Source organism: Rania fehmarnensis (assembly GCF_056494185.1).
The window spans coordinates 4772689-4785358 of record NZ_CM151398.1 but is presented as its reverse complement, the minus strand read 5'-3'; the positions used below and the strand labels follow the sequence as shown (position 1 = coordinate 4785358).

The 12670-nt window shown below is 53.3% G+C and carries 7 protein-coding genes; 1 reads left to right on the top strand and 6 read right to left on the bottom strand.

Annotated features, from left to right (window positions below; all coding sequences use genetic code 11):
- Positions 1-35 precede the first annotated feature (35 nt).
- Together SH573x_RS16185 and SH573x_RS16180 are read right to left on the bottom strand one after the other, a co-directional pair.
- Positions 36-1382 (bottom strand): DUF1552 domain-containing protein, encoded by a 1347-nt coding sequence (locus SH573x_RS16185; RefSeq protein WP_479348634.1) that lies wholly within the window; start codon positions 1380-1382, stop codon positions 36-38.
- The gene (locus tag SH573x_RS16180) at positions 1379-3715 is read right to left on the bottom strand and encodes a DUF1592 domain-containing protein (protein ID WP_479348633.1); all 2337 of its coding nucleotides are present in this window, start codon (positions 3713-3715) and stop codon (positions 1379-1381) included. The genes SH573x_RS16185 and SH573x_RS16180 overlap by 4 nt, the downstream gene beginning before the upstream one ends.
- A 420-nt stretch (positions 3716-4135) precedes the next feature.
- Between SH573x_RS16180 and SH573x_RS16175 the strand changes: the two genes are divergently transcribed.
- Positions 4136-4714, top strand: a complete 579-nt coding sequence (locus tag SH573x_RS16175) for a transposase (protein ID WP_479348632.1) — start codon at positions 4136-4138, stop codon at positions 4712-4714.
- Positions 4715-4874: 160 nt separating this feature from the next.
- Here SH573x_RS16175 and SH573x_RS16170 read toward each other — a convergent pair whose 3' ends face one another.
- From SH573x_RS16170 to SH573x_RS16155, 4 genes are all read right to left on the bottom strand, one after another.
- Positions 4875-5249, bottom strand: a complete 375-nt coding sequence (locus SH573x_RS16170; RefSeq protein WP_479356862.1) for an ankyrin repeat domain-containing protein — start codon at positions 5247-5249, stop codon at positions 4875-4877.
- On the bottom strand, positions 5179-5682 hold the full coding sequence (locus SH573x_RS16165) for an ankyrin repeat domain-containing protein (RefSeq protein ID WP_479348631.1): 504 nt from the start codon (positions 5680-5682) through the stop codon (positions 5179-5181). Before SH573x_RS16165 ends, SH573x_RS16170 begins: the two co-directional genes overlap by 71 nt.
- A 790-nt stretch (positions 5683-6472) precedes the next feature.
- Entirely contained in the window at positions 6473-8929 is a 2457-nt protein-coding gene (locus tag SH573x_RS16160) for a DUF1559 family PulG-like putative transporter (protein ID WP_479348630.1), read from the bottom strand.
- A 120-nt stretch (positions 8930-9049) separates the two neighbouring features.
- Positions 9050-12526 carry a hypothetical protein gene (locus tag SH573x_RS16155; RefSeq protein ID WP_479348629.1) on the bottom strand — a complete coding sequence of 1159 codons (3477 nt, stop codon included), beginning with the start codon at positions 12524-12526 and terminating at the stop codon, positions 9050-9052.
- Positions 12527-12670 lie beyond the last annotated feature (144 nt).

The following is a 12670-nucleotide window of genomic DNA, read 5'->3' as shown; positions in this document are numbered from 1 at the left end:
GTTAGCTATCGCGCAGTAATAAATAGAGATCAGTCCTAAACAGGCAGAGGCGCGAATAACTCGTCGACTTTGCCACTACTATCTGCGAAGCGCTCCACTTGTACGCCAACCTTTTCAAGCAAGCTCAAGTGCAGATTGGCCAACGGCGTGGGCTGCTTGAAACGAATGTGGCGGCCACCGCGAATTTGTCCAGCTGCTCCGCCTGCAACAATGATGGGCAAATTTGTATGGTCGTGCACGTTAGGATTTCCCATGCCACTGCCGTATAGGTACAGCACGTTATCCAATAGCGTACCGTCACCTTCCGGAGTGGCCTGCAGCTTTTGCAGAAACTCCGCGAAGAGTGAAACGTGAAAGTGGTTGATCTTGGCCATCTTGGCGATCTTCTCAGGATTGTTGCCATGATGGGTCAGCGGATGATGTGCATCGGGTACGCCAATTTCGGGATAGGTTCGATTGCTGGTTTCGCGAGCCATTTGGAAGGTCGTCACCTTAGTAACATTGCCTTGTAGTGCCAATAATTGCAAGTCGAACATGAGTCTGGCGTGATCAGCGTAAGCCGCTGGAACTCCGCTGGGTCGATCGACATCAGGCAACGGATTCTCTGCTGAGAGTGCTTCCGCTCGCTGAATGCGTTGCTCGATTTCACGAACTGAGTTGAGATATTCATCGATGCGACGTTGATCGGTAGGGCCGAGCGTACTTTTTAATCGCTTCAGTTCCTGAGTCATCGAATCCAACAGGCTGGCCTGCTCGCGCAGTGCTTCGCGGCGTCGCGCTTTGTCGGTACCTTCGCCAAAGATTCTCTCAAAGACGAGACGAGGATGAGCTTCCGCCGGCAGTGGAGTGGTGGGTGAGGACCACGACAGATTGTTTTGATACACACACGCGTAGCCATTATCGCATTGTCCAACGACCGAGAGTAAATCCATTGCCAGTTCAAGCGATGGCAACTGCGTGTCTTGGCCTAGTTGCTGTGCAGCCAACTGGTCGACGGTCGTACCCAGATAATAGTCAGTGCTCTCCGTGCGCTTGGCCGTCGCTGCGCTTAGAAACGATGAATTGGAAGTTGCATGTGTGCCAGGATAGGCGTTCTTCAATTCCATATTCGAGATGATTACCACTTTGTTTTTAACAGGCTCCAGTGGCATCAGTGTGGGCGATAGCACGTTCAAGTCATCACCTGGGGGAGTCCAGCGCGTGACATCGCAGCCCATCGGCATATAAACAAACCCCAGCCGTTGGAGTCGGGCGGGACTGGCCGGCGTGTTGGCCAACGCTGTCATCGCTGGAATCATGGCGTCCAACAATGGCAGCGACAATGTGGCACCGACACCTCGCAGGAACGTTCTACGAGGTAGCGATTTCTTCATGACGATCATTGTGAACTCCTCATTTGAAACGGAACACTCTTCGTGACGCCCAGGACGATCTCAGCCAACGGATAGCCATCTTTCTTTGCCTCTCGCACAATCTGTCGCACGGCGGGCGCATCAGCTGGTTCCAGGCCTCGCCCCAGGGCGAAGGTCATTAGCTTTTCAGTCAATGTCTGGGCAAACTGGTCGGGATGAGCCAGGATGGACTGTTCGAGATCTTCAACTCCTTTCAGCTCCGTACCGTCCCACAACGCGCCATCGGGATCGATCGCTTCGCCATTTTCACTTTCACGCCAACGACCGATGGCGTCGAAATTCTCAAGCGCAAAGCCAACGGGATCCAACAAGTTGTGGCAGCTGGCGCATGCCGCATGGGCACGATGTTGTTCTAAGCGCTCGCGCAGCGACAGCGACGCAGAGACGGTATTGTCGGCCAGGGCCGGTACATCTGGCGGAGGCGGGGGAGGCGGATTGCCCAAGATGTTTTTCAAGACCCAGTGACCACGCACAACTGGAGAGGTGCGCGTAGCATAGGAAGTGACTGTCAAGACGCTGCCCTGTCGCAGCAAGCCGCCTCGATGGTTGGCTTTATCAAGTTGAACACGACGGAAATGCGTGCCGTAGACCGCGGGAATCCCATAATGTTTGGCTAGACGTTCGTTCAGAAAAGTGTAGTCCGCTCGAATCAGGTCCAGGACGCTGCGGTTCTCACGGACGATACTCTCAAAGAACAATTCCGTCTCACGCTTCATGGCTTGACGTAAGTTGTCGTCAAAGTCAGGGTACAAACGCATGTCGGGGATAAACGAATCGAGGTTGCGCAAGTACAACCACTGCCCGGCAAAATTGTAGGTCAGAGACGCGGCTTTTGGGTCCGACAACATGCGTCTGACTTGCGCATCGAACGTGGCCGGCTGACGTAGCTTGTCTGCTTTGGCCAGGTCGAGCAGTTCATCATCGGGCAGGCTGCTCCACAGAAAAAACGCTAACCTGGTCGCCAATTCGGCATCGCTGATCGGGTAAGCTGTCTCGGGCTTGAGTTCGCTGGGCTCGCGTTCAATGCGAAAGAGGAAGTGAGGGCTGACTAGCATGGCCCGGATGGCACTTTCGATGCCAGCGTCGAAGCCGCCCAGCTTGGCCGCTGGCTGAAAGAATCTTAGAAGGGCTTCAGTATCTTCCGGTGTAAGTTCGCGACGATAAGCGCGTCGTGCCAGGGTAGTGATGATCGACTCGGCACATGGTTGTTGATCGGTTTCGGTCTGTGGATAGACAGAAAAGATCTTGCGTCGGCTTGGCGAATCGACCGGTGGTGTGCCGGCATACGGGCCGCGAAGGCTGATCTGATAAATTGCAGGTCCGATCCGGGGATGGCGATAGAAGTTGTAGTGGACATTCAGCGGCTGGCGGACCGTCTCTATCAGTGCCGATGTTCGCTCGGGAAAAACGACGGCCACATCGTGCGGTCCTGCAGTCAATTTTACTTTTACAGTTAGATTGGCATCGACCAGTTTGTCGCTACCGCTGCGTGGACGTTCAAACTCCAGTGTGTCCTTCAGTTGGCGGTCCACCAATACGTCGATCGCGTGTTTGCCGCGGAGACTTTCAATTTCATCATTGCGATCGCGCATCAAGCGTATTTGGATTTCATATTCACCGTCTTGAGGAAAATTATGCTGGACGACCGCGCCTCCGCGCGTACCAAGGGGAGCGCCAGGAATGTGAACATCTTGAGTGACATCGGGACGAATCCGATAAACTTCTTCTGCGCCGGGTTCGGCGCGTACACCAACAGCCAGGCGACTGATTTTGCGAGCTGCCGATACATAACGCTCCAACAACATGGGTGAGAGATTTGTCACGGTGACATTGTCGAAACCGTGGCTGGATTCATCGCTGGGTAACAAGTCACTAACATCGATCTCTAGATCGAGCAGGTCGCGGATTGAATTCTGGAATTCAGTCCTCGTCAATCGGCGGAATGACTCGACGTGACCAGGCGATGGATGAAGCAGCGCCCGAGCGTCCAGCTCTGCCGTTAAGCTGCCGATGGCACTTTGGTATTCGGACGCACTGGGCCGGAGCTCTCCCGGCGGAGGCATCTGACGCGAACTGAGTTTTCGAACTACATTTTCCCACTGAGCAGGATTATCGACGGTGGAAGTTTGCAGCAACGTGTCGAGAGCAAGTCCGGAATCTGGGTTGTCTTGTTGGTGACAATCAAGACAATACTTTTGCACGAACTGATCCACCGCCAGCTCACTGCGGCCCTGCCCAAAAGCCATGTGGCTCTGGCAGCAAGCCAGCAGTGCAAGACAGAGTCCAATCCAGTGATACGCCATGATGGCCGCCAAACATGCATGTATGGGATAATGCGGAGTAGTGCCTCCTATTCTAACACGAAAAAAGTAGCCAAAGTCGCCTATCCCGTAGCCGAAGTCGCCAGACGGTGGATGCGTAGCCGTGAGATCATCCAATCTCTGGCGAGATCGGCTACAAATATTCCGTAGCCGAAGTCGCCAGACTTTGGAATGCGTAACCGTGAGATCATCCAATCTCTGGCGAGATCGGCTACAAATATTCCGTAGCCGAAGTCGCCAGACTTTGGACGCGTAACCGTTAGATCATCCAATCTCTGGCGAGATCGGCTACAAATATTCCGTAGCCGAAGTCGCCAGACTTTGGACGCGTAACCGTGAGATCATCCAATCTCTGGCGAGATCGGCTACCGCTTAACTTCACTACAGGAGGACGCAGGAACCATGCACGAAGAGCATAGCCACCTTCCGCGGCTAGAGGACGAGTACTACCAGGGTTTCGCATATGTTCACTGGACGCTGACTATCGAAGACCGCAGGACTGGTTGGCTGGTTCCAGTTTTCTACTATAGGTTTCGGGAACTGCTGACACATGCCATGTTTCGCTATGCGCTGACCTGTCCGATTTACGTGTGCATGCCTGACCATTTCCATTTGCTTTGGTTAGGGTTATCGGAAGACTGCAATCAACAGACAGCTATGAAGTACTTTCGTAAGCACTTAAACGATGCACTTCAAAAGATGGGAGCCTTGCTTCAGCGACAGTCCTACGATCACGTGCTGCGAGAAGAAGAACGCGAAAGAAGTGCGTTTGAAGCTGTGGCTGATTACATAGCTCGGAATCCGGAACGCAAAGGTCTTGTGCCTCTCGACGGTTACGCTTCCTATCCATTTACAGGTTGCTTGATTCCAGGTTATCCAGAATTAAAGCCATTTCAGACCGACTATTGGGATCGCTTTTGGAGGACTTATTCGTTTCTTCGACAGAATGGATGCGTTCGCAGCCCTCGCGACAAGTCGTAGCCGAAGTCGCCAGACTTTGGAAGCGTAACTGTAAGTTCATCCAATCTCTGGCCCGTAGCCGAAGTCGCCAGACTTTGGAAGCGTAACCGTAAGTTCATCCAATCTCTGGCGAGATCGGCTACGAGAAGATCCAATCTCTGGCGAGATCGGCTACGATTCTTCACTTGGTTAGCAACTGTCTAAGCTTAGCGTTCGAGCATTCTCGCGCTTTGTCTCGAATGCTTTGGCCCTCGGCGTACAAGTCGTTAATATCTGCGCCAGCACTCAACAGCAGTTGAGCAATTTTGTAACATTCGTCTGCAAGTAATTCGTCCTCTTGGTTTGAGCGATCGATGACACATGCCAAAATCGGTCGACGACCAGTAGTACGAATAGTTGCACCTGCGTCAAGCAGTGCTTGAATCGTGGCCGCTGATGACATGATGCCATACTCGAGCGGAGTATCACCTGATACGTCACCTGCGTCAGCCGATAGGCCGAGCCGCTGCAATCGTGGGATGAGCGTATGGCAATCGCCGACGGCAGCTAAGTGCACTGCAGTACAGTTGTGAACTTCGCGCATCTCCAATGAAGCATTGCACCTCTGCTTTCGAAGACTGAAACACCTGAGCTAAAGGCGACGTTCTAAAGCCCCGGAAATTCAAGTTTGCCCCGGCTTCGAGCAGCTTTTGGACGATACCTACGTTTCCATTTCGGATGGCAATTTCGATAGCGAAGCCTTCCCTACTGCTGCTATCTGGGCTGACACCAGCTCGGAGGAGCTCATCAAGAAGCAGCACATCGCCGCGCTCACAAGCTAGTAGTAGTTGCGATTGTTGAGCAAGCGTTCGCACCACCGAGCGATTGTACGCCTGCTGGGCGGCGGTACGAAGGGTCACTTCCCAGTTGACGAAAAACGTAATGACGATAGCAACCAGCAACGTCAACAGTAGTACGTGCCAAATTTTAAACCGAATACCCGTACGCATGGTTTAGAAAAATCCATCGCAAAGCGGTATGGCCCGATGGTTAGTGTAAATTGCAATCGCTATTCAGCACAACTAAATTTTTCTGTAGCCGAAGTCGCCAGACTTTGGACGCGTAACCGTTAGATCCTCCAATCTCTGGCGAGATCGGCTACGAGTGACCCGTAGCCGAAGTCGCCAGACTTTGGACGCGTAACCGTTGAATCCTCCAATCTCTGGCGAGATCGGCTACGAGTGACCCGTAGCTGAAGTCGACAGACTTTGGACGCTTTTGCGTTTAATGTAATCTAAGTAGTTACACATAAAGTAGTTAGTAACCGCAGGAGCCGGGGGATGAGAGGGCGTGTTTGAGCTTGCAGCACACTACCGCGTTGATGTAACTCGATCTTGCTCTGCGCCAAGTCAAAAACGGATCCCTTTTCTTCATGCTGAACCATTCGCATCGATCCGGTCCTGTTGCTTCAGGCTGATGCGCGCCACTCATCCCCCGGCCCATTCTCCCCCAATGAGTAGAGATCGTACAACTTTTAACCCGTTGCAGCGAAACAATTTGTGTGGTGCATTCTGCTGCAGACACTTCCACTTCGGTAACCAGCCCCCTCCCGGAGCCTAGCTTAACGCTGGCTCCGACCTCCCCCAAGCAAAGCTTGGGAGAGGTGACATAAAGCCCTCCGTACAACTTACTTAAAAGCTGTACGATCTCAGTACATTGGGAGAGAAGGGGAGACTCGGTTCTGTCGCATTATTTTACACATAAAGTAACAGCCAACCGCAGGGGACACAGCGAGTTCGGCTACCACTGGCCACCGTAGTCGCTCATCCAGTCGGGTAGCGTTTCTTGACCGTTGGCTGAGAAGATGGCTTTGAGTTGCTCGTTGGGCATGGATGTCTTGAGGACGCTAACGCGGCCATCGGCCATGGCGCAGTAAAAGAATTCGCCGGGCTGTTTGCCGATGGCAGCTTTAATGTTGGCTAAGTCGATTTCATAGTCATCGGGTTTGGTCCACGGCACTTGCTGGTCGGAGCTGGTTTTATAGAGCAGGACAGTCAGGCCACCATCGGGGATTTTAAAGATCGATGGGCCCACAATGTCGGGATAGAGGGTGCCAGGTCCTGAGACTTTGATGATTCCAGTCTTGCTCTTCTCGCTCGAACCGGGCTCTTTGAAGGCGGAGGGCATTTTGTTGAGCAGCTCTTTATTGTGAGGGCTGTCCCAGGGCTCATCGAGCTTGAACTTGTCGTACAATGTCTGCTCTTGCATAAAGGGTAAGATGTGCACCCGCCAGCTCAGCAGCGGCTTGCCGTCGGGAGGCAAAGATTGTTTGGCGGGCGGTAGTCCGCGGTAAGATGACTCGTAGTTCTGCATGGCCAGAACAATGTCCTTCATGCGCTTCGTCTGCTCAGTCGATTGCTTAACGAGGTTGCCTACTTGGCCCATCAATTGATCGTTTATCGATACATCCATCCTTAAGTCGTTCCGCAGCCTTTCAGGTTCGATCAGCTCGCCTCCATTGATTGTTAGCATACTCTTCAAAATGGGGCGTGCGGCTCGATCGAACTTGAGTCCCTGTCCCGTGCAAGTCACGCCGTAGATAATTTCATTCGGACCGCTAGCGGTCAGCAACTGCAATGACTTGTCGTTAACTGCCAAGTCGTCAGGCTTGGTCCATTCAATGGCCATCGACGCTGGAACGGTCAGCGTCAACAAAGTGTACAACGCTGAGTCGGGTAGATCTCGCGGACTGCGATTGCCTGCCGGCCCGACCAGAGCCCCATTGCCGAGAATGCGCGTCTTGTTACCAGTGTTGGTTTTAAAGCAGTCGGGGATGCGGTTCAATAACGTTGAGTTCGTGGGGCCATCCCATGGTTCATCCATTCTGAATTGCCGATACAACTCGATTTCGCCCACAAATGGCAGGATATGGACTCTCCATGACAAACCACCACCCGGACGATTGGAACTGCGGGGAACATAGGCGTTGAAGATCGCGTCGTGGGCAATTAGACCGTATGCACCTATTTGAGCCTGCGCGGCAAGGTCATTGGTGCCGATCGGAATCTTCTTGGCTAATTCACCAGCGCTGCCCGAGAAGTTACGGACGCTGCCAGCCAGAAATTCCGTCGGCGACATGTTCAACGTGCTTTCCATCAGCTCGACGGGATCGACAACTTCGCCGCCGCTAGGCGAGACCAAGCCGATGAAGTCCATGGGATTAACTTGCGAGCCCACTCCCATCACCTTATCTCCAATCGCCATTACAATCACGTTGCCATCAAGCTTGCCAAGGGATGCTATTGCCTGGTTGCGATCCCACTGGAAATCATCCGGCTCAGTCCAGTGAGTAGCCTTGTCGGCACCCGTTACCACGATTAACAAAGTCTTCTCGATGCCGTCGGTAATGTTTGCCAGGGATGGCGCCTTGACCCGACCGAACAGCAAGTCCACACCTCGAATTACTTGAAATCGCGTCTTGAGCGAATCATCTTTACCAAGTTTGAATACATCGGGCATCTTCTTGGCCAGCTCCGCGTTGGTCGGGCTATCCCAGGACTCGTCGAATTTGAACTGATTAAACAGTTCGGCATGGTCCAAGTACGGCAGGAGATGCACGCGCCACGATAGCTGCGATACTTTGGAGGACCCGCCCGGGAATCGGCGTTTAGCGTCTTCGTAGTTGAACATTGCCAGCATGATTTTGCGCAGCTTGTCGACCGATTCTCGCACTTCGGGATTCAAGGGATTAGGTGCGTTCGGATCAATGGTGACTGCGCTGGCGGTAGTGCCAGCGGCTGTAGCTGGATTTCCGCCGGCTACCTCGCCGCTGCGAAAAAAGCTGATCGCCGCCAGCAGCATCAGGGCCAGCATGGTGCCCAGTGCCAGTCCGCCACCAACCGAACTGGCTTTGCCAGCGGTGGTCTCAAAAAAGTGAGGCTTGGGTACGCGCTTGGGCGCCGGCCGCATGGCTGCGGGCTGATAGTTGGCAGCAGCCATATTGCCGAATGTGGGATCACCGAAAGCATGGCCCAGAGGATCCGACAGAGGATCTGCCAATGGGTCAGAATGTGGATGCGACGTTGATTCAAACGAGGATAAATCCACCAAGCCTTCGTGCTCTCCAGGAATCGTCAATTCGACAGGTGCTTCGACCAAGAGCGTCGCCTGGCAACGGGGGCAGCGGATTGATTTGCCTACGTATTGATCTGGCACATTGAGGGAATGGCCATTGGGACAAGCGGCGGAAACGGGCATGGGATCAGCTATTGAGAAGATGAAAGATAAAGACAGAGCGAGACACAAAAAATGTATGGACTGTGTTACAGGCGTACCGACTGGAGGGGGCAGTATCTAAAACGCCGAAACGGAGTAAAGTTAGCGACTGGGCTGAGCCATTTTTAGAAGCGCATTGGGTGAAACTTCGACCAAGAAAACATGGGGCAAGATGCAGCGTTGTTGACCATCTTTGTGTGTAGCCGAAACCAATGCATGCAGCGGCACTACTACTCCGCTGACCTTGCGATCCGCGATGCGGTCCACTTCATCCTTGCACTCTTTTTGGTACCGTTTGATCTCATTGGGACCAACCTTGGAAACGTCGAAGGCTCGCCGAATATTCATTTCGGCCATCTTCGTGAATTGCTCACTATCTAGCTCGATGTTGAATCTTCCATCTCTAGAATCCAAGGTCAACATTTCCATGGCCCCTCCGTACTGATTCGCGTGGAATAGTTCCAACCGAAAGCTCTCAGCCTGGTTAGCTCTGTAAGACACCGAAGTTGCCTTGTGAGCGTTAAGGATGAATTTGTCCTGGACTTGCGCGAACTGGAAGAATTCGACGGTTGGCAATATGCTTGCGAGCGGAGCAATCCACAGTCGGTCATAGGCTGCGAAAACTGCTGACTGGCTGGAAGTGGCGATTGGGTAGGTTGCTTGTCGTCGCAACGCCTCGTCGCCCATCTCAAAGACCGGCTTGCGCCACGCGAGATACAAATCGTTTCCATTGCGGTAGGTGGTGCGCGGCCACAGTCGCAGCTCCAGCATGCCGTTCACCACTTTCAAGAATCCCGGAAAATTCGACAGTGGCGCGCCGACATTTTGGTCGTCCATGGGATTCGGATACCACAATTGATAGATGGGACCGCCAACTTTTCTTCGACAATGGCCTGTGGAGCCATCGAGTCCTCGTCTTTCGAACACGATATGGTCTTTGATTCCCAGCTTGGGAACTTCCGTACAGAGGAGCGGCTTGCGCAGGTCTTTGTCGAACAGCACGCCGTCGATCAGCCAGCCATTGCCGACGCGTCCGAGTTCGCGCGGCGCGTTGAAGTTGGCGGTTTCTTCGGCAGTGAATTTCGGGAGACTGAGGGGTTGCTTGTAGTCGAGAATCAACTCCTGGCCGTTGATGCTCTCCATGTGATTGGCGTGCTGTTTCAGCGGAGCTTTGCTGCCCTCTTTCAGCGTGGCCAGATCGTAGCTCCGTACCTGGATGGCATCCGAACTGGGATGAGGTTGCGGATGCAGGCTGGCATATGCAGGGACTGGATTATCCCACCGATTGCCAGTTTCGACGCACAGGTAAAAGTTCGTCTTGTCCAAACAGCCTGACAGAATGCGGGCCGAAATGTCGACTGTTTCAATTGGTTTCTTCCGCGTCAAATCGACGATCGCTACCTGCCATTTGCCCTTGTTGCCTTCATCGGGCGCGTATCCCCAGACCAAGGCGGTTTCTTGGTCTCGATCGCAGCTCAATCCATAGACTTGGAAGGGTAACGTGACGCTTGGAAACGTTACTTGGATGCGATGAAAGAGATCACGCGTGACATTGTCCGCGGATGCTTCCAAGCGCAGCACGTGACTGCCGAGTGTTCCGTTACCAGGTTTCCACGCGACCTTGTCATCTTTCGTGAGCGGCAACGGTGCGCTTGAGGCCTTATCCGGCTTGATGATCGAGAGACCTTCGTCGACGGGCGTTTCGGGTAGAGTAACACCGACAATGTTGGTCGTGTTCACTTCATCTTCCTTCGGCTGGATACCATCCAACGACGGCACATACTTGAGCGTAACTCCGGTGGGCAGGCCGAAGCTGCCAACCATTTGTTGTCCGATGTCGATCATTGCCGGCGGACTGCTGCCTGGTCTTAAATCAGGTTCCTTGGGAAACTCCAGGTTGGCATAGTTGAGCACGAACAATTTGTTGCGATTGCGTCCAATAACAACTTGCAACTTCTCATCGAAGACCAGTTTCTTTTCGTGCTGCTTGAATTCGAAGATGCTCATTGACTTGTTATCTACTGGCACCTCGGTCCAGGCGGTGGGCAGTGCCACGCTTTTTAGAGTTCGATAGTCGTTGGTCGAGGCAAAGAACAGGTCGGTGTCAGTCCAGCATACTCCCAGCGGTCGCTGCCGCGCATCGACGAAGTTGTATCCCTCTAACTGCTTGAGCACATAAGAGCCATCGATCGTTCTGACGTTGACCGACTCGACAAAGCGGTCGCTGGCAAAGGTTCCATTTTGATCGATGGTCAGCAACTGCTTGACCTGGGTCGCGCGTTGTCCATCCCACTCAAACATATGTACTTTGTTGCCATCATGCAGAGCTATAAACCGACCATTGGGTGATATGGTCATGCCTTTAGTGGCGACAGGGGCTTGCCTGGTAGTTTTGCCAGTGATGAAATCGTAGGTTGCCAGAGCAGCCGCATGACCATGATCGACCATATACGCCGCCATAAAGAGTGTTGGACTATTGGCAATTGGGCTGGACTCCATATGCGTAATAGCACCCACCAAAGGAATTTCCAGGCGCGGCAGCGCCGTCCAGTCTGAGGTCTTGAATACATGTAGTAGTCCATTCTCATGCGTGCTGACTAACAAGAACTGCTCTTTGTCGACGGTGCGCAAACAGAGGGCTAAGGGCTTGTCACCACCAAGAGGCAATATTCGCTCAGGGGCAAGTTTGCCGGCGATCACATCGGCCATGTTGAAAACGAGGATGCCATCTTCGTCGCGGCCTATGAAGTACCGACTGTTTTCTGGATCGTAAGCACTAGCCAGAATAGGGTTGGGTGCGAGCAGCCCTTGTCCCGTATCATCTTTAAAGATCTGTGTCAGATCGGTTGGGGCCGCAGACGCTTTAGGCTTCTCCCCTTGGCTGTTTGCTTTTGAGTCGGCTGGTTGGTTGGTCCTAGCATCTGCATTCGAATCGGCAACTACGGTACTGGGATCTGGGGGCGCGGGCGTCTGACCGGGTGCCTTGGTGTTGGTTATCTCGGTCGAGGATGGAGCTACTTGGCTTGGCGAAGTGTCTGAGGTTGAAGGATTATTCTGCGCAACAGCCGCCGGCGAGTTGGTGTTGGACTTGGCCGGCCCTCCAAAGAACAGTAGTCCCGATATTGCCACGATAGCGAAGCTGGCTATAGCACTACTGCCGCCGAAGAGTAACAAGCTTTTAATGGCGGCGGGTCCGAACTCACTGGGTAGATCAGCTACTGTGGCTGCCGGAGCTTGTGGCATGTACGCGCTAGACGGAGGTTGAGTACCCATCGCAGGCATGGGACCTGGGGTAAACTGTGGAGCGGCCGGTAGATCGAAGTCTAGCGGGGTCGAGGTTGTCTCTAACGGCTTGACGGGCGCACTAGTAATTTTCTTGGTTGGTGCGATCAGAACTGGTTCGATTAACACCGGCTCGATGAGTTCAGGTTCGATCAGGGCCGCTTCGACCATCGGTTCAACTTCGACAGCTGGCACCTGCACCACCGTTTGGCACTTCGGGCACTTGATCTTCTTGCCAGCTAGCTCGTCTTTGACCTGTAGAGGATGGCCATTGAGGCACTTGAGAGCAATCGACACGGTACACACCTAGAGGGTTAGGTAGTCGGGCGCAAAAACCATGGGTAAATCTGAAAAGAAAGTGCGCCCGAGTCAAGTACTAAAGTGAATTCCCAAGCCATTTTGCGACACCAGCGGTTCGCTAGCGGCCCATAAGCAGCCGTA

What these genes read in the sequence shown, in the direction of transcription:
- SH573x_RS16180 (WP_479348633.1), bottom strand. Translation starts at nt 3,715, where the DNA reads ATGGCGTATCACTGGATTGGACTCTGTCTTGCACTGCTGGCTTGCTGC.
- SH573x_RS16185 (WP_479348634.1), bottom strand. Translation starts at nt 1,382, where the DNA reads ATGATCGTCATGAAGAAATCGCTACCTCGTAGAACGTTCCTGCGAGGT.
- SH573x_RS16165 (WP_479348631.1), bottom strand. Translation starts at nt 5,682, where the DNA reads ATGCGTACGGGTATTCGGTTTAAAATTTGGCACGTACTACTGTTGACG.
- SH573x_RS16160 (WP_479348630.1), bottom strand. Translation starts at nt 8,929, where the DNA reads ATGCCCGTTTCCGCCGCTTGTCCCAATGGCCATTCCCTCAATGTGCCA.
- SH573x_RS16175 (WP_479348632.1), top strand. Translation starts at nt 4,136, where the DNA reads ATGCACGAAGAGCATAGCCACCTTCCGCGGCTAGAGGACGAGTACTAC.